This window comes from Streptomyces sp. NPDC050619 (assembly GCF_040654815.1).
Taxonomy (GTDB): domain Bacteria; phylum Actinomycetota; class Actinomycetes; order Streptomycetales; family Streptomycetaceae; genus Streptomyces.
Map to the genome: position 1 here is coordinate 1 of NZ_JBFAIR010000083.1, position 17191 is coordinate 17191.

General features: G+C 69.6%; 17 protein-coding genes and 2 pseudogenes. 14 read left to right on the forward strand and 5 right to left on the reverse strand.

Translation table 11 applies throughout. The features are described 5' to 3' along the window. Nucleotides 1–512 (reverse strand): SDR family NAD(P)-dependent oxidoreductase (locus AB0I77_RS52390; protein ID WP_363290122.1); only part of this gene is annotated, 512 nt, incomplete at its 3' end. Between the two features lie 72 nt (nt 513–584). On the opposite strand from AB0I77_RS52390, the gene AB0I77_RS52395 reads away from it, so the two are divergent. The 3 genes from AB0I77_RS52395 to AB0I77_RS52405 all read left to right on the forward strand — a co-directional run bounded on the left by AB0I77_RS52395 (nt 585) and on the right by AB0I77_RS52405 (nt 2617). Continuing rightward, a complete protein-coding gene (locus AB0I77_RS52395) occupies nt 585–1037 on the forward strand; it encodes a MarR family transcriptional regulator (protein ID WP_363290123.1) in 453 nt (150 codons plus the stop codon). A 28-nt stretch (nt 1038–1065) separates the two neighbouring features. Continuing rightward, nucleotides 1066–1521, forward strand: a complete 456-nt coding sequence (locus AB0I77_RS52400; protein WP_363290125.1) for a MarR family transcriptional regulator — start codon at nt 1066–1068, stop codon at nt 1519–1521. 121 nt (nt 1522–1642) lie between these two features. Next, nucleotides 1643–2617 (forward strand): Lrp/AsnC family transcriptional regulator, encoded by a 975-nt coding sequence (locus AB0I77_RS52405; RefSeq protein ID WP_363290126.1) that lies wholly within the window; start codon nt 1643–1645, stop codon nt 2615–2617. A 229-nt stretch (nt 2618–2846) separates the two neighbouring features. Here the strand turns inward: AB0I77_RS52405 and AB0I77_RS52410 are convergent, their stop codons facing one another. Beyond that, nucleotides 2847–5264, reverse strand: coding sequence for an MFS transporter (locus tag AB0I77_RS52410; protein WP_363290137.1), 2418 nt, complete (start codon nt 5262–5264; stop codon nt 2847–2849). A gap of 430 nt (nt 5265–5694) precedes the next feature. Between AB0I77_RS52410 and AB0I77_RS52415 the strand changes: the two genes are divergently transcribed. From AB0I77_RS52415 to AB0I77_RS52460, 10 genes are all read left to right on the forward strand, one after another. Further along, nucleotides 5695–5952, forward strand: coding sequence for a hypothetical protein (locus AB0I77_RS52415; RefSeq protein WP_363290127.1), 258 nt, complete (start codon nt 5695–5697; stop codon nt 5950–5952). Further along, nucleotides 5921–6625, forward strand: a complete 705-nt coding sequence (locus AB0I77_RS52420; RefSeq protein ID WP_363290128.1) for a response regulator transcription factor — start codon at nt 5921–5923, stop codon at nt 6623–6625. The genes AB0I77_RS52415 and AB0I77_RS52420 overlap by 32 nt, the downstream gene beginning before the upstream one ends. A 22-nt stretch (nt 6626–6647) precedes the next feature. Continuing rightward, a complete protein-coding gene (locus AB0I77_RS52425) occupies nt 6648–7778 on the forward strand; it encodes an ATP-binding protein (RefSeq protein WP_363290129.1) in 1131 nt (376 codons plus the stop codon). A gap of 184 nt (nt 7779–7962) precedes the next feature. Beyond that, entirely contained in the window at nt 7963–9027 is a 1065-nt protein-coding gene (locus AB0I77_RS52430) for a zinc-binding dehydrogenase (protein ID WP_363290130.1), read from the forward strand. Between the two features lie 340 nt (nt 9028–9367). Then, nucleotides 9368–10552, forward strand: a complete 1185-nt coding sequence (locus AB0I77_RS52435; protein ID WP_363290131.1) for an amidohydrolase family protein — start codon at nt 9368–9370, stop codon at nt 10550–10552. A gap of 235 nt (nt 10553–10787) precedes the next feature. Continuing rightward, nucleotides 10788–11726 (forward strand): ATP-binding cassette domain-containing protein, encoded by a 939-nt coding sequence (locus AB0I77_RS52440; RefSeq protein ID WP_363290132.1) that lies wholly within the window; start codon nt 10788–10790, stop codon nt 11724–11726. Then, nucleotides 11723–12577 (forward strand): ABC transporter permease subunit, encoded by an 855-nt coding sequence (locus AB0I77_RS52445; protein ID WP_363290133.1) that lies wholly within the window; start codon nt 11723–11725, stop codon nt 12575–12577. Before AB0I77_RS52440 ends, AB0I77_RS52445 begins: the two co-directional genes overlap by 4 nt. A 106-nt stretch (nt 12578–12683) precedes the next feature. Continuing rightward, on the forward strand, nt 12684–13958 hold the full coding sequence (locus AB0I77_RS52450) for a histidine kinase (RefSeq protein WP_363290134.1): 1275 nt from the start codon (nt 12684–12686) through the stop codon (nt 13956–13958). Further along, entirely contained in the window at nt 13955–14620 is a 666-nt protein-coding gene (locus AB0I77_RS52455) for a response regulator transcription factor (RefSeq protein ID WP_363290135.1), read from the forward strand. Before AB0I77_RS52450 ends, AB0I77_RS52455 begins: the two co-directional genes overlap by 4 nt. A gap of 196 nt (nt 14621–14816) precedes the next feature. After that, nucleotides 14817–15356 (forward strand): TetR/AcrR family transcriptional regulator, encoded by a 540-nt coding sequence (locus tag AB0I77_RS52460; protein ID WP_363290138.1) that lies wholly within the window; start codon nt 14817–14819, stop codon nt 15354–15356. Between the two features lie 140 nt (nt 15357–15496). On the opposite strand, the gene AB0I77_RS52465 is transcribed toward AB0I77_RS52460, so the two are convergent. Further along, a complete protein-coding gene (locus AB0I77_RS52465; protein ID WP_363290140.1) occupies nt 15497–16072 on the reverse strand; it encodes a zinc-binding dehydrogenase in 576 nt (191 codons plus the stop codon). 117 nt (nt 16073–16189) lie between these two features. Then, a pseudogene (locus AB0I77_RS52470) lies at nt 16190–16390 on the reverse strand (alcohol dehydrogenase catalytic domain-containing protein); the annotation flags it as partial. Nucleotides 16391–16485: 95 nt separating this feature from the next. On the opposite strand from AB0I77_RS52470, the pseudogene AB0I77_RS52475 reads away from it, so the two are divergent. Then, a pseudogene (locus AB0I77_RS52475) lies at nt 16486–16770 on the forward strand (FAD-dependent monooxygenase); the annotation flags it as partial. Between the two features lie 173 nt (nt 16771–16943). Here the strand turns inward: AB0I77_RS52475 and AB0I77_RS52480 are convergent. Further along, nucleotides 16944–17191 (reverse strand): hypothetical protein (locus tag AB0I77_RS52480; RefSeq protein ID WP_363290136.1); only part of this gene is annotated, 248 nt, incomplete at its 5' end.

Consider the following 17191-nt stretch of genomic DNA (forward strand, 5'->3'; position numbering starts at 1 on the left):
CCGGCGAGGGTGCGAGTGAAGCCCAAGGTGGCGGCCTTCGCGGCGACGTACAGGGTGCGCCGAGGCGCTCGCGGGTCCGTGAAGCCGGCGCTGAAGGCGAGCAGCGAGGCGACGGTGACGATCGCGCCTTCGCCTGCCGCGAGCATTCCGGGAAGTGCGGCGTGGACCAGCCGGACGGGGGCGACGGCGTTGAGGGTGAGCAGGCGATCGATGTCGGCCGACTCGACATCGGTGAGCGGGGCGTAGCCGCCGGCGCCGGCGTTGCTGATCAGCACGCGTACGTCACCGGCGGCCAGGCGGTCGGTGACAGCGGCGATGCCGTCGTGGGTCATGAGGTCGGCGGGCAGCACCTCGACGGCTGCCCCCTGGGCGCGGAGTTCCTCGGCGAGGTCGGCGAGCCGGTCGGCGCGTCGCGCCACCAGCACGAGGTCGTGGTCGTCCGCCAGGAGACGGGCGTAGGCGGCGCCGATGCCGGACGAGGCGCCAGTGATCAGAGCGATGATGCGAGTCATGGGTGCAGTGTTGTTCAAACGCTGGGCAACTGTCAAACGCTTGATAGTAATGAAGTGCCGTATCCTTCTCGCGTGACACGAAACAACGAGGAGCCCGTCGCTCCCGACGCACTTGACCGGGTGACCTGGGCGTTGCGCCGCGCGGAACTGGCGGTGCAAACGCTCAAGGAGCAGCGGCTGCGCCCGCTGGGCCTGGCGGCAGCGCACTACACGCTCCTGATCTCAGTGCACTCCGAGCCGGGGCTGACCGGCGCCGAGCTGGCCCGCCGCCTCAACGTGACTCCCCAGGCCATCGCCTCGCTGGTAGCGCGGCTGGAGAGCCGCGGACAGCTGGAGAGACGCGAGCATCCGCGCCACCGGCACATCCAGGAGCTGCACGTCACCGACACCGGGCGGGAGGTGCTGCGCGCGGCCGACGAAGTGATCTCCGGCATCGAGCGGCAGATCACCGAGGGTCTCGGCTCGGAGACGGCACAGTTGCGGGCGCTGCTCGATCAAGTGGCCAAGGCGGTCCGCGAGGTCTGAGCCCGCAGTAACGTCGTATTCTCGCGACGTGAAACAGGATGACGAGCGGCCGATCGCTGCCAATGCACTGGACCGGGTGACCTGGGCACTGCGGCGGGCGGAGTGGGCAGTGCAGGCCCGCAAGGATCAGCGGCTACGACCGTTGGGCATCGCGGCCGCGCAGTACACCCTGCTGATCAACGTCCATACCCATCCCGGCCTGACCGGCGCGGAATTGGCCCGCCGCCTGAACGTCACGCCGCAAGCAGTGGCCTCCCAGGTGGCCCGCCTCGATGAGCGGGGCCACCTGGAACGCCGACCGCATCCGCGCCACGGCCATGTGCAGGAACTTCACCTCACCGACGCGGGCCGCGACTCCCTGCGCGAGGCCGATGCCGTGATCGTGGAAATGGAACAGCGGATCGCCGAGAAGCTCGGTCCCAAGAAAGCCGCGCAGCTGAGGGCACTCCTCGATGAGGTGGCTGACGTGGTCCGGGAGACTTGACCGGTCCCGTTCCGGAGGGAAAGCGGGTCCGTGACCGCGGATGTCATTCCGGTGTCGAACGATCACCGCCCGTGCTGACCACGCTTGCAGCGGCGCGTTCCCCCTGTCCGAAGGAGTACCGGTGGGCTTCCCCACACTCGATCCCCTCGACCTCCGGATACTGCAAGCGCTGCAGCTCGACGGGCGCGCCCCGTTCAGCAGTATCGCCGCGGTACTCGGAGTCTCCGACCAGACCGTCGCCCGGCGGTACCGACGGCTGCGCAACACCGTCAACGTGCGGGTGCTCGGCATGACGGACGACAACCGCCTCGGCCGCCAGAGCTGGATCGTACGAATGCACTGCACGCCGGACGTGGCGGAACAGCTCGCGGACGCACTCGCCAAACGCCCGGACACTCTCTACGTGAATCTCATCTCCGGTGGCACCGAGATCGTCTGCGGCATGAAACCACGCAGCCGAAAGGAGCGGGACGATCTGCTCTTCGACCGGCTCCAACGCACCCGGCAGATCTCCACGGTGACCGTCCACTGCCTGCTGCACTCCTTCTACGGCGGATCCCTCGGCTGGCTGAACAAGTCCAACGCGCTCACCCCCGACCAGGAAGCCGCTCTGCGTGTGCCGGCTCCGGTGCCGCTCGATGCCCCCGTCACTCTGGACGCGGCCGACGAGTCGCTGCTCGCGATGCTCCGCCGCGACGGCAGGGCCACCCTCACGGAGCTTCAGAAGGCCACCGACCAGTCGGAGTCCGCGGTCAAACGGCGGCTCGAGACGCTGCGCTCCACCGGCGTGTTGTACTTCGACGTGCAGCACGACCACGAACCTCTCGGCCAGGGCGTCAACGCCATGCTCTGGCTCACCGTGGCGCCCCGCGCGCTCGCCGACGTCGGCCGCAGCCTCGCCACACACCCGGAGGTGCATTTCGCGTCCGCCACCACCGGCCAGGCAAACATCGTCGTCTCCGTCCACTTCCGGAGCCCCCACGAGCTGTACACCTATCTGAGCGAGAAGATCGGTGCTCTCGACGGCATACAAGCGGTGGAGTCGGCTCTCGTCCTGCGCCAGGTCAAGCAGCTCAGCTACGAACCGAACCGCTGACCGCAGACCGCAGACCGCAGACCGCAGACCGCAGACGACGATCGCGTCGAGGTCGGCGTGTCGTGGTCCGGGACCCGAGGGGATGTGGGTCCCGGACCACGCGCGGGCGCCCTCCGTCCCCACGGACGCGCCCCATACCGGTCCCGGCCGCTCCATGCCCCTGGGCACGATCCGGTCCGGTACGTCCTGCTGTCCTTATCGCAAAAGGGCTGCTGACCGGGTGGCCGGCTCAGCTCTCCGGATGAGCCAGTTCCAGGTCGAGCTCACGTCCCGGCCCGTCCACGGCTATCGGCGCGGCAACCGGCGGATAACCGCCCGCGATCACCGAGTAGTCGCCCGCGTCCAGGTCGGTGAAGGCATATCCGCCGTCCGGCCCGGTGGTCGCCGTGTCGATCACGTTGCCCGCCTTGTCCACGAGCGTGACCCGCGCGTCGGTCAGCGGCAGGTGGTCGGCGCCCGCCCGCACTGTGCCCCGAAGTACTGCCCCCGGCCACAACGCCACGTCCAGACGGGCGAGTCGAGGTCCGAACACCCGCACGGGGAGAGCGGCAGGCCGGAATCCGGCCGCGTTCACGACCACCGTGACTTCGCCCTGTGGCAGCTCGCCGAACGCGAACGCACCTGCCGCGTCGGTCGTTTCAGCGGCCAGTGCCGCGCCCCGCGCATCCGTCACCGCCACCATCGCACCCTGCACGGGCGCGCCGTCTCCGGCGGTGACCACCGTGCCGACCAGCCCACTGTTCGCGGACAGCAGGACGTCGTGGGACAGCGGCTCCTCACCCACCACCACGGTCGACGCCTGCGGCTGGTGGCCCTCCGCCGCCGCGATCAGAACGTACGATCCCGCGCTCGGCGCGTCCAGACGGTAACGCCCTCCGGAATGCGCCACGGCCCGGCCCAGCTGTCGCCCGCCCAGTGAGATCAGCGTCAACGTGGCTCCCTCGACGGCCTCTTCCTCCGTCGTCCCGAGTATCCGGCCGTACAGGGCGGGACCCCCTCCACCGTCAGGGACGAACGTGTCGCCCCCGGTTGCGGAGCCGACCACGCCCAGCCGCTGCCCGGGCTCGCCCGACCGACCCCGAGCGTGGGCGCCGACCAGCACCGGCTCCGGCTCGAACTCGACGGGCTCGGCGTCCTCGAGTGCCAGATCCGCGGAGCCGGCGACAGGTGTACTTGTGCGCTGCGGAGTCCGCAGCAGTACCGCGCCGACGAGTGCGGCAACCAGGGCCAGGCAGGCGGCCACGATCAGGCACAGGTAGAGGCCGTCGAGGAAGGCCTCACCCAACGCGCCCATGGCCCGGCCGGTGTTCTGGCCGAGGTTCATGCGGGCCGCCGCTCCCAGGCCGCCGGCGTCCACGGCGTCGCTGATCCGCTGGGCCACGGGCCCGGTGACGCCTACGTCGCGCAGGTGGCCGGGCAGGGTGTCGGCGCTCTTCGTCGTCAGCAGGGTGCCCAGCACGGCCGGGCCGAGCGCGCCGCCGACCTGCCGGAAGGCGTTGTTGCCCGCCGACGCCATACCGGCCAAGTGGTGCGGCACCGCCGCCACCGCCGTTGCGGTCATCGGGGTGATCACCAGGCCGAGTCCGAGGCCGAGCAGGGCCAGCCGCCAGGCCAGCGGACCGAAGCCGGTCCCGGCGTCGATCGCGGTCAAGGACAACAGCGACCCCGCGGTGACCAGCAGGCCGGTGGTGATCATGACGCGCGGCGGGATCCGGTACATGAGGCGGCCTGCCAGCGCGCCCACGACCAGGGAAACCACACAGACGACAAGGAGCCGGTAACCCGCGTGCAGGGTGTCGAGTCGCTGCACCAGGCCGAAGTACAGGCTGAGGACGAAGAAGAAACCGATCAGCCCCAGGAACGTGATCATGGCGATCAGGGTCGTCGCGCTGAAGGCCGCGCTGCGGAAGAGCGACAGGTCGAGCATCGGGCTGGGGCTGCGCCGCTCGGCCAGAACGAAGACGATGGCACTGACCGCCGCCAGCGACAGGGCCGCGATCACCCGACCCTCGGTGAACGACGCGGCACCGCCCTCGATGACGCCGTAGACCAGCGCGGTGATCGTCACCGCCGCGGTGATCTGACCGGGCCAGTCCAGGCGACGCTCACCGGGAGCGCGGGAGTCGGTCACCAGCGGTGCCGCGACCGCCAGGGTGATGACCGCCACCGGTATGGCAGGCAGGAAGATCCACCGCCAGGTGGTGTGGTCGAGGATCACTCCGGCGATCATGGGGCCGACGGCCAGCGCGGTCATCAGGGACGCGGCCCAGAGCCCGATGAACGTGCCGCGCTTACGGGGGTCGGGCACGGCATGGCTGATCAGGGCCAACGTCGACGGCAGCAACGCGGCCGCGCCCAGCCCGGCGCACGCCTGACCGACCCACAGGACCTCGACGGACTGTGCCGACAGTGCGGTTGCCGCTCCCGCGCCGGCCAACGCGAGGCCCGCCAGGTACACCTTCTTGCGGCCATGTACGTCGCCGACAACCCCGGCGGTCAGGATGAGAGCGGCCATGGGGAGCTGGAACGCGGACGAGACCCAGGTCAGTTGGGAGGTCGACGCGTGCAACGCGCTCCCGATGGCGGGCAGGCTCACCGAGACCGTGGTCACTGGCAGATAGGCGACGAACATCCCGAGACAGGCCATGACCAGTGTGGCCACTTGCCGTTCTCGCGGCTTGTTCACCGTTGGCGCGACGTTCAAGAAACTCTCCTCTGTAGCGCGGCGAGGCCGCACTCGGCTTACAGGCCGATACTTTTCGGCCACTCCCGCCTCCCGGGCCAGCCACAGCATCCAGAACCAGGAAAACCGACATCCGAAGCGGTCCTGCGAGGGATTTCCGACGGGCCAACGGCCACAGAGACCTGCTTCATGGAAGCTTCATATGCCGAGTGGCAGGTGCCTCATGAAGCGGCGGTTGCGTGGCGGGCATGCATGTCTTTCTCGCACCGCCGTCGACATCGGCCGCCGTTGATCACCATGCCCCGCGGCACAGTGCCGTCTTTGCCGGCTTCGTCGGCCGCGCTTCCCGCGGCCGGTCTGCTGCTGGCCCGGCACGGGCGGCCCGTCCCCGGCGGTGGCCACCGTTGTCCGCGCCCTGCCCGACCGCCTCATGGAGCCGCTCGACGACCCGGCGGCCCGGCGCCGGAGGGGCGAGGCCGACCGGGAGATCATCACCGGCCACGACATCCACCGTACGCTGACCACATTCGAGGCCCTCCACCTCCAGGCCGCCGGTCACCCCGCGGCCACGACGGCCCTCCCCCTTCCCCTGCCCACCTCGGCGATGGAAAGCGAGCACGATGAGTACGCAGCGCGTTCTGGTCGTCGATGACGAACCCAAGATCCGCATGACCGTGCGCGGCTACCTGGAGGCGGACGGGTTCCACGTCATCGAAGCCGCGGACGGACCGTCCGCCCTTCGAGCGGTCACCCGCGACCGGCCGGACCTCGTGGTGCTGGATGTGATGCTCCCCGGGCTGGACGGATTCCAGGTCCTGCGCCGCGTCCGGGAGGCGAGCCAGATCCCGGTGATCCTGCTCACCGCCCGGGACGAGGAGGTCGACCGGCTGATCGGCTTCACCACCGGCAGCGACGACTACGTCACCAAGCCCTTCAGCCCCCGCGAACTGGCCCTGCGCGTGCGCGCGATCCTGCGGCGCGCCGACAACCGGCCCGAGGCGGTCCTCGAGGACGGGGTACTGCGCTTCGACGGCCTGAGTGTCGATCCCGGGACACGGACCGTCCTCGTCGACGCCGAACGGGCGGTGGAACTGTCCGCCCTCGACTTCGACCTGCTGCTTGCGATGGCCCGGGCCCCCGGGCGGGTCTTCACTCGGCGCGGCCTGCTGGCCCACGTGTGGGGCGAGGACTTCTTCGGCGACGAGCGCGTCGTCGACGTACACATCCGCACCCTGCGCCGCGCGCTGGGCGACGACGCGAGCGCGCCCCGGTTCGTCGGCACCGTCCGCTCCATCGGCTACCGGTTCGTCGGGCGCCCCGCCTAGCGGCCAGGAAGGACACCCACCCATGCGGCCCTTCCGCTTCCCGGCCCGCCAAAGGGGTCGTGCGCGGCTGTGCGGACTCCAGGATCGGCTGTCGCTCCGCAACCGGCTGGTGCTCTCGCACGTCACGGTGCTCCTCCTGGCACTGCTGGCCATGGCGGCGATCAGCGCGCTGATCGAGGTGTGGCTCGGGCTTGACGACGTGGAAGGCGACGTGGTCCTCCAGGTCGGCCTTGTGTTCGGAGTGGCCGCGGCCTTCCCGGCGTCCGTCGCCCTGTCCCGGTTTCTGCTGCGTCCGCTCGACAGGGTGCGCGCCGCCACGCACCGGCTCGCCGAGGGGCACTACGACGACATTCTCGAACTCCCCAGCGAGCCGGGACTGGCGGCACTGGTCGAGGACGTGAACAGGCTGGCGGCGACCCTCGCCGACACCGAACGCCGCCGCGCCCGGCTGATCTCCGAGGTCGCCCACGAGATGCGGACCCCCATCACCATCCTGCGCGGCCAGATCGAGGGCATGGCCGACGGCATCTTCGTCCCCGACGACGCGATGTTCGCTTCCCTCGCCGACGACCTGGACCGGCTGCAGCGCCTCGCCGGCGACCTCTCGAGCCTGTCCCGGTCGGAGGAGGGCGCCTTCGCTCTTCACCGCAAGCCCACCGACGTGGCCCTGGTGGCACGGACCACAGCCGAGCGACTGCACGCCCAGTACGACGACCAGATGGTGACCCTCGTCGTGGACGCGGGCACACCCGTCGACGCTTTCTGCGACCCGGACCGGATCACCCAGGTCCTGGTGAACCTGCTCGGCAACGCACTGGCCGCATGCGATCGGCACGGGCATGTGGCGCTGTCCGTGCATACCGAACCGTCTCCCGTGCAGCACGTGGTCGTCCGCGTCGTGGACGACGGCATCGGCATCGCCGAACACGACCTGGAGCGCATCTTCCACCGCTTCGAACGCCTCGAGCATCCCCGCCGACCCGCTGCCGCCGGCGGCAGCGGCATCGGCCTGACCATCGCCCGGGGCATCGCCCGAGCACACGGCGGAGACATCACCGCGGAATCCGCTGGGCTGGGCGAGGGAGCGACGTTCGCCTTGCGCCTGCCGCAGGAACCCGCTCGAGGGGGCGGCATGCCTCCGGTCTCCCGCTGAGTCGCCGCCGCGGGAGTGGGCGCCGGCGTGACGAGCCGGGCTTCATGGAGGCTTCATACGCCGAGTGGCACATGCCTCATGAGGCGGCTGTTGCCTGGCGGTCGTTCATGCGCTCCTCGTCCCGCCATCAGGCGGCTCCATGGACCCCCCGATGAACCGCGTAACGATCTGAAGGAACGTGAGAGTGGAACAGACCATGATGGCGGTCCGCCTGTTCGAGCATGGCGGGCCCGAGGTGCTCACGTACATAGAGGCACCGTTACCCGAGGTCGGCCCCGACGACATCCTGATGCGCGTGCACGCCACGGCCGTCAACAGCTGGGATCTCCGCTACCGCGCGGGCAACCTGCCGCAGCCTCTCCCGGGACGGCCGCCGTGGCCGCTGCCGTTCCAGCTCGGCCGGGACGCCGCCGGTGAAATCGTCGCCACCGGCGAGAACGTCACCAGGTGGCACCCCGGCGACAGGGCCGTGCAACTTCCGCACCCGCCGTGCCGCACCTGCGCCCTGTGCGTACGCGGGCTCGAAAACCTGTGCGTCGACACCGCCTACCCCGGACACCAGGTCTTCGGCGGATACGCCCAGTACGTCGTACGCCGCCAGGACGCGATCCTGCCCATCCCCGACGGCGTCGACTTCGAGACCGCCGCAGCCACCATGTGGACCTACACCACCCCCCTCAACTGCGCACGGCAAGCACCCGTCGGCCCCGGCGACACCGTGGTCATCACCGGCGCCAGCGGCGGAATGGCGATCGCCTGCGCACAACTGGCGAAGCTGAGCGGAGCCACCGTCATCGCCACCACCACCAAGCCGGACCGCGACGAAGCACTCAGCAAACTCGGCTACGACCACATCCTGCACTCCACCGATCCCCGACTGCCCGCACAGGTCAGGGAACTGACCCGCGGTCTGGGCGCCGACGCCGTCTGGGACTGCGTCGGCGGCAACGACTTCTTCCAGCTCTCCCTATCCTGCATACGCCTCGGCGGCACGGTCATCGTCCTGGGCACACCCACCCACCACGGATCCCGCCTCGAACTGGACGCCCTCGCACTCATCGGCCAGCAGGTGAAAATCGCCAGCGTGCGCGGCGCCACCCTGCGCGACCAGCAACTGTGCCTGGAACTGCTGGCAGACGGAAAGATCAACCCGATCATCGACCGGGCCTACCCCCTGGCAGAGGCGACCGAGGCCCACACCTACCTCGAAAGCCACCGGCAGACCGGCAAAGTGCTCCTCCTGCCATGAACTGCCATGAAGTCGCCGCCGGCCTGGCGATTGGCTTCATGGAAGCTTCATGGGCTGAGCGGCACGTGCTTTATGAGGTGGCTGTTGTCTAGTGGTCATGCACGCACTCCTCGTCCCGCCGGTGGACAGCGTTGATCACCCAGCTGTACGGCACCTGACTACGGCGGTTCCCACCGCGCTGTCTGGTTCCGTCGTGCTCGGCGCGCCCACGTCGGCGCCATAAGCCGAGGAGCGACTTACCCGCCCGCACAGCCCGACCGGGACACCGGCCTGCCCTTTTGCCACGCACATACGACACATACGACCTGACCCGCACACAGAACGAAGAGAGGAACGGGACATGAACCTGCGACGGAACATCTCGCGTCGAAGGATGATCGAAGCGACATCGGCCGCGGCGCTTGTCGGGGCGGCAGCGGCCGCGATGCCGGCTGCCATGGCCAGTGGGGAGGAGGCATCGTCCGGCCCGGGGCTGCCGAAGGGCAACTGGCGTATCGACACCCACGCGCACTACTCCCCGGACGTGTACAACGACTACCTGAAGCGCTACGGCCTCCTCGGCGCCATTACCGGGGCGTACGGTCCGTGGTCGGTCGATCGGCACCTGGCCTTCATGGACCAGTACCGGATCCAGGCCAGCGTCCTGTCGTTCGGCGACCTCCAGGTCACCGTCGGCCCGGTCGACGACCGGCGCGCCACCGCCCGCGCGGTCAACGACTGGGCCCGCGACCTCGTGCAGACCCGTGGAGACCGGTTCGGGATCTTCGCGGTCACCCCGATGCCCGACATCGAGGGCTCGGTGGCCGAGGTGGACCGCGCGCTCGGCGAGCTGGATCTCGACGGCATCTGCCTGCTCACCAACTACAAGGGCACCTACCTGGGGGATCCTTCCTTCAAGCCTCTGTACGAGATCCTCAACGACCGCGGTGCCTACGTCTACGTCCACCCGACGGGTCCGGACCAGAACCCGGCTCCGAAGCTCTGCTTCGGCCCCGACATCCCGGCCGGGAACAACGTCTTCGAGTACACGTTCGACGCGACCCGTGCGATGACGAGCCTGATCTACAACGGTGTCCTGCGGGACTACCCGAACATCCGCTGGCACTTCACGCACTGCGGCGGGGCACTGCCGTTCCTGGCCTACCGGCTCGCGACACGGCACTCGGCCTTCCCGCCGTTCAATGAGGTACTGCCGGAAGGCCCCCTCACGTACCTCTCGCGGATGTACTTCGACGACGCGCAGGCGTTCACCGCCGCGCAGTTGCAGCCGCTGTCGTCCCTTGTGCCCGACAGCCACATCATGTTCGGCAGCGACTGGCCGGCGACCCGCCACCTCTACGCGGCCGACAACGTCGAGACGATGCCCTTCCTCAAGGGCAGCCTGCCGCTCCTCAAGGCAGGCGACCCCGAACCGACCGTCGACGAGGTCTACAGCCGGCGCGAGCGGATCGCTCTCGAGCGGACCAACGCCCTCGAGCAGTTCCCGAAGCTGCGGGCGCGTATACGCCGCGCCGACTCGCACTGAGCCGCGACCGCACTCCAAGCCCGCCGCCGCTGGACGGGGAAGCCGGTTTGCGCAGGTCCGAGTCGGCGGTCGACCTCGTTCGACCACGGCGAGCGACGACGAGCGTCACCCCAAGGTCGCTGCCGCCGGCCGCGGCCTACCACGGTCGTGGTACAAGCAGTGACCGCCGCAGGGCGACGCGAAAGCCGGCCCCCGTGCAAGAACCTTGAGGCCTAAAGCAACCCGGAGGTGGATTGTGATCGAGGTGAACGGCCTCAGTAAAAGGTACGGGGACAAGCTCGCGGTCGACGCGCTGAGCTTCACCGTGCGTCCTGGAGTGGTGACGGGCTTTCTCGGACCCAATGGGGCGGGCAAGTCGACGACGATGCGGATGGTCATGGGTCTTGACCGCCCGTCGTCCGGAACCGTCCGCGTCAACGGCCGCCCCTACGAGCAGCACAAGGCCCCGCTCCAGGAGATCGGGGCGCTGCTGGAGGCGAAGTCGATCCACCCCGGGCGCTCGGCATATCAGCACCTGCTCGCGCTGGCCGCGAGCAACGGCATCGGCAAGCGGCGGGTGCTGGAGGTGATCGACATGGTCGGCCTGACGGAGGTGGCCCGCAAGCGGGCGGGCGGCTTCTCGCTGGGCATGGGGCAGCGGCTGGGCATCGCCTCGGCACTGCTCGGCGACCCGCACATCGTCATGCTGGACGAGCCGGTCAACGGCCTCGACCCCGAAGGCGTGCTGTGGATCCGCAACCTCCTGAAGGACCTCGCGGAACAGGGGCGGACCGTCTTCGTCTCCTCACACCTGATGAGCGAGATGGCGTTGATCGCAGAGGACCTCATCGTGATCGGGCGGGGCCGGCTGCTGTCCGCGGGCCCACTCGCCGACTTCATCGCCCAGTCCGCCGGCCGGAGCGTACGGGTGCAGTCGCCGCAGGCCGCGTCCTTGCGTGACCTGCTGGTGGGTGACGGTGTCTCGGTCAGCAGCAGCCGGCCCGGCGTGCTGGACGTCCAGGGGCTGGAGGCCGCCGAGATCGGCGAACGCGCCGCGGCCGCCGGGCTGGTGCTGCACGAGTTGTTCGTCCAGGAGGCGTCACTGGAGGAGGCGTTCATGGAGCTGACCCGCGACTCCGTCGAATACCACGCCACCACCACCGAGTTCGCCACCGCCGGAAGGACGAACCGATGAGCACCACCGCCCTCGACCCGCAGGACACGCAGGACACACAGAAGACGACCGGGACTGCCGCTCGCCCTGCGGGCGGGCAGCAGGTGACCTTTCCGCGGGTCGTCCACATGGAATGGATCAAGCTGCGGTCGCTGCGCTCGACGCTCTACACGCTGGCGATCACCGTGGCGCTCGTCATCGGCTTCGGGCTGCTGTTCAGCAGTGTGGTCGGCTCGGGAGACGGCCCCGGAGAGGATGATTTCGGTGACCCGACCTCGATCAGCCTGGGCGGGGTGACGCTCGCCGCGCTGGCCGTCGCGGTGCTCGGGGTACTGATGAGTGCCGGCGAGTACGCCACCGGGTCCATACGCGCCACGCTGGCCGCGGTCCCGTCACGGCTGCCGGTGTTGTGGGGCAAGGTGGTCGTCTTCGCCGTGGTGAGCTTCGTGCTCATGTCCGTCGCGGTCCTGGGGGCCTTCCTGGCCGGTCAGTCGGTGCTGTCCTCCCGTGGTCTGGACACCACCGCGCTGTCCGATCCAGGGGTGTTCCGGGCGCTTGTCGGCGCGGCGGTCTACCTGACCGGTGCCGGGCTGATCGGCCTGGCCGTCGGCGTCCTGCTGCGCAACACCGCCGGAGCGATCACCCTCGTGGTGGGCGCGCTGTTCGTGGTGCCCGGCCTCATCCAGCTACTGCCCAGCAACTGGAACGACGCCATCGGTCCGTACCTGCCGTCGAACGCGGCGAACGCGGTCATGACGGTGCGGACGGCCAGCGACTCGCTGTCACCCGGGTCCGGGCTCGCGGTGTTCGCCGGTTACATCGTCGTACTCCTAGCCGGCGCAGCCATACTGCTCAAGCGACGCGACGCGTGAACCCGGCCCGCGGGCACACAGCCGACCGCTCGTACGCCTTCAGGCGTGAGGACAGGCGGCCACACCTGTCCGAAACCGAGGATCTGTACTAAGGAACGGTGAAGCCGTGATCGGACCGGCGACGCTGCGACGGGTCACCGGCGCCCACCCACGCCTGCTGGATGCCGCCCTCGCCACGCTCGTGGCCGGAACCGGCCTGCTGCCCCTGCTGTTCGGACGGTGGCCCGACGGCGTACGGCCGTCGGGTGCTGACGGCGTCGCCGCGGCGGCCGCGTTCCTGCTTCTGCTGGCCCGCCGCCGGGCACCGCTGCCCGTCCTGGCGCTGACCGTGCTCGGGGAGGTGGCCTTCACCGTCCTCGCGTCGTATCCGTCACGGGTGCTGAAGATCGCCGCGTTGATCGCGGTCTACACCGTGGCCCGAACGGTCCGTCGGCGGATCGCCTTGGCCGCCGTCTCGGGCACGGCCCTCGCCCTGTACGCCGTCATCACCTATGCGACGGATTCGGCCACCGGCCCGGAGGCCGGCGCCGTGTTCGCCTGGACCGGGATGTTCGCCGCCGTCGGGGCCACCGTACGCACCTGGCACGCCTACGCCGCCGCGATGGAGGAGCGAGCGCTGCGGGCGGAGGCGAGCAAGGAAGAAGAGGCCCGGCGCCGGGTCGCCGAGGAGCGGCTGCGCATCGCGCGGGAACTGCACGACGTGATCGCTCACCACATCGCCCTGATCACCATTCAGGCAGGCGTCGCCGGTCACTTCCTGCGAGGCCGGCCGGATCAGGCCGAGGTGGCGCTCGGTCACATCCGTGACGCCGGACGCACGGTCATGGACGAACTGGGACCGCTGCTGCACGTACTACGACAGTCCGGCGACGAGTCGGACGAAACACACCCGGCCGAACCCGTGCCCGGCCTGTCCCGGCTCGGCGGGCTACTCGAATCGCTGACCGCGGCCGGGCTGAGCGTCCGCCACCGGCAGGCCGGCCACCCGCGCCCCCTGCCGACCGCCATCGACCTGGCCGCCTACCGCGTCATCCAGGAGGGGCTGACCAACGCGCACAAGCACGGCGCGACCGCCGAGGCGGACCTGTTCGTCGACTTCGGCCCGGACGAACTGCGCGTTCGGATCACCAACCCCCTGCGCTTCGGCCCGTACCCGGAGTCGGCCGCGACGGGCACCGGACACGGGCTGACAGGCATGCGCGAGCGCGCTCACGCCGTCGGCGGCAGCCTCCATGCCGGAGCAAACGCCGACGGTCGCTTTCGCCTCGCCGTACGTCTGCCTCTGCCTCTGCCCGCAGCCGGACCACCGACCGACACCCGCACGTCAGATGGGTCCGGCACGGCCCTGCGCGTGACCGCCCCCGAGGGGAGGCAGGGATGACCATCCGCGTTCTGCTCGCCGACGACCAGGCCCTCGTCCGCACCAGCTTCCGCATGCTCATCGAGTCGGAGCCGGACCTGGACGTCGTCGGAGAGGCGGCGACGGGCGAGGAGGCGGTCAGACTGGCCCGCAGCACCCGTGCCGATGTCGTGCTGATGGACATCCGGATGCCCGACATGGACGGCCTCGCCGCCACGCGCGCCATCTCGGCGGACGAAGACCTCGCGGGCGTACGGGTGCTGATCCTGACCACCTTCGAAGCCGACGAGTACGTCTTCCAGGCACTGCGTGCCGGGGCCAGCGGGTTCCTCGGAAAGAGCGTGGAGCTCTCCGACCTCCTCGACGCCATCCGGCTGGTCGCCCGCGGAGATACGCTGCTGTCACCCAAGGCGACCAAGGCACTCATCGCCCACTACCTTTCCACGCCCGACAGGACGAGCATTCCGGCACCGGAGCTGACGAGCCTGACCGAACGCGAGCGCCAAGTGCTCGTCCTCGTGGCCGCCGGCCTCTCCAACGACGCCATCGCCGAACAGCTCCACGTCTCGCCCTGGACCGCCAAGACCCACGTGAACCGCATCATGACCAAGCTCGGCGTCCGCGACCGCGCCCAACTCGTCGTGATCGCCTACCAGACCGGCCACGCCCACCCTGGCGCATGACCGACCACACAGTGCGGCCGTGGGGTGCTCTGGCTTCGCAGTCCTCCCTCGCCAGCAGCACACCGCGCTCTCGTAGACTGGCACCTCGGTGTGCGGAGGAGACGTGGAAAACCTGACCGGGACCCGTTCGCGAACGTACGAATCCACTCGGGGCCGCCCCCGCAGCGAGGCCGTGGAACAGGCCATCCTGGAGGCGATGATGAAGCTCCTGGAAGACGGCTTTCCGTTGGCCGACCTCTCCATCGAACGCATCGCTCGCTCGGCCCGCGTCGGCAAGGCGGCCATCTACCGCCGCTGGAGCGACAAGGAGGATCTCTTCGTCGACGTCATGCGCGCCGCCGAACCCGCCAAGCCTGAACTCCCCGGCACCTCGATGCGGGACGACCTGGTCGTTCTGTTGGAGTCGCTGCGCCAACGCAGCCTGGTCAGGGGCTCGTCAGCGATCCTGCACAACGCGCATGCCCAGATGAGGAGCAGCCCGAAGATATGGGCCGCCTACCATTCCGGCGTGATCACTCCCGGGCGTGACCTCGGGCTGGAGATCCTCCGGCGGGGCCGCGTGAACGGGGAACTCCGTACAGACGTCGACCTGGAACTGGCCATCGACATGTTCGTCAGCCCCGTGCTCATCCGCGCGTTCGTACTCCACGATCCCGACCTCCCGGATGGACTGGCCGAACAGATCGTCGAAACCGCCCTTCACGGCCTACGGCCCGTCAGCCCCCCGAGCGCTTGATCGTCGGCCACTCCTGGCGGGAGCGGCGCTTGTGCCCAGGCCACCGTCCTCGCCTCCAGCTCCGCCCCTCGGGCACGCCCGGCGAGGCGCACGGGGTCCGCCGATGGCTCCGCGGCACCCTGGTGGAGTCGTGCGCGGGATCAGGGATTGATCACGGGCATCCACATGGGTTCATCGCGGCGTTGGACGGCGTCGAGGGCTCGAACCGCGTCGCTGAGCGGAAACCGATGCGTGATGAGCTCGTCAGCGGTGAGGGCGCCGGTCTCCAACAGGCGCAGGACTTCCAGCGCGTCGTTGCGGGTACAGGTGCGGGTACCGATGAACCGCCACATGTTCATCATGAGTGCCATCGGTGACAGCTGCAGCGGCGTCGGATTGCCTCCCATGTGCACCAACGCGCCGCCGGCCACCAGCCCGCCCATGACCTTGCCGGTGACCGGGCCGCCGGGAACGTAGTCGAGAACCGCGTGTGCTCCGCCGGGTGCCAGTTCGCGCAGCCGGCCGCCGAGAGCGTTGCTGGTCGCCCAGTCGTCGGGGAGTTCGTCCAGGGCGACGGTGGCGGCCGGGATGCCGCCGGACAGCATCGCGACGGTCTTGAGCCGGTCACTGTGGCGACCGACGAGGATGAGGTCGGCGACACCGAAGTGCTTCGCGAGCTTGACCGTCGCGGTGCCCATGGCACCGGTGGCGGCGGTGACGACGACGGTGGATCCCATCGGCAGCTCGGCCCACTTGAGCGCGCGTACGGCGTTGGCGAGGGTGTGCACCTTGGCCGCGACGTCGAAGCCGACGGATTCCGGCAGCGGGTCGACCAGCCAGTACGGGAGGCGCACGTACTCCGCGAGCGCTCCGTTGTGGTACTCGTCGTAGAGCGGCATCGCGGAGTCGTTGAAGGCGGCGTAGCCCATGATGGACTGCTGCGCGCACATCATGTCGCGGTCGGTACGGCAGTAGACGCAGGTGCGGCAGTTCAGGAAGGGGTGGACCCGGACCCGGTCGCCGACGCGGACGCCGGTGACGTCCCTGCCGACGGCAGCGACGGTGCCCGGCGGCCTCGAAGCGGACCCGGTCGCCTGTGTACCTGGACCAAGAGCCCGAGCCCAAGGACGCGGTCGCCTGGGTGCACGAAGCCGTCGGTGCGCCCATCGACGTGGAGATACTCGCCGCCCAGCCCTGGAGCGGGCACTGCGTCGTGGCCCGCAGCTACCGCGCGGGACGCGTGTTCCTCGCCAGTGATGCGGCCCATCTGCCGTGGCCCAAGGGAGGCTTCGGCGCCAACACCGGGATCGGCGACGCCGTCGACCTCGGCTGGAAACTCGCCGCGGTCCTTGAGGGCTGGGGAGGCCCGGCGCTGCTCGACAGCTACGAGCTGGAGCGGCGGCCGCCGTCCGCAACGTCACCGAGGCATCGAACAACTGGAAGTCCGACTCCCAACTCGCCCCCGATCCCGCGCTCGGCCGCGCGGACACGCAGGGCGACCGGGCCCGCCGTGAGATGGGCGAGATGATCCGCCCGCTGAAGTCGGTACTCGCCACCCCTGACCCGACCGCGATCAGCGGTCAGGTCCTCCTGATCAGGTCCTCTTGATCAGGTCCTCTTGATCGGTGAACGCCCGGCCAGGACGGACTCCATCAGGAAACGGAGCATCTCGTGTGCCGGTCTGTTCCGGTCGTTGGGCACGTGCGCGCCTTCGAACACGGTGACCACGGTATCGCGGAGGAGCGCGGCATCGATGTCGGGGTCGCCGTCGAGGCCGTGCTCGGCCATGACCTCGTCGACCAGCCCGACGATCCAGCCCAGGAAGGTGTTGTGGGCGGCCCGAACCGCCTCCGAAT

Coding starts and splice junctions, on each gene's coding strand:
- AB0I77_RS52410 (WP_363290137.1), bottom strand. CDS start 5,264: ATGGCCTGTCTCGGGATGTTCGTCGCCTATCTGCCAGTGACCACGGTC.
- AB0I77_RS52420 (WP_363290128.1), top strand. CDS start 5,921: ATGAGTACGCAGCGCGTTCTGGTCGTCGATGACGAACCCAAGATCCGC.
- AB0I77_RS52425 (WP_363290129.1), top strand. CDS start 6,648: ATGCGGCCCTTCCGCTTCCCGGCCCGCCAAAGGGGTCGTGCGCGGCTG.
- AB0I77_RS52435 (WP_363290131.1), top strand. CDS start 9,368: ATGAACCTGCGACGGAACATCTCGCGTCGAAGGATGATCGAAGCGACA.
- AB0I77_RS52445 (WP_363290133.1), top strand. CDS start 11,723: ATGAGCACCACCGCCCTCGACCCGCAGGACACGCAGGACACACAGAAG.
- AB0I77_RS52455 (WP_363290135.1), top strand. CDS start 13,955: ATGACCATCCGCGTTCTGCTCGCCGACGACCAGGCCCTCGTCCGCACC.
- AB0I77_RS52460 (WP_363290138.1), top strand. CDS start 14,817: ATGATGAAGCTCCTGGAAGACGGCTTTCCGTTGGCCGACCTCTCCATC.
- AB0I77_RS52465 (WP_363290140.1), bottom strand. CDS start 16,072: ATGGGATCCACCGTCGTCGTCACCGCCGCCACCGGTGCCATGGGCACC.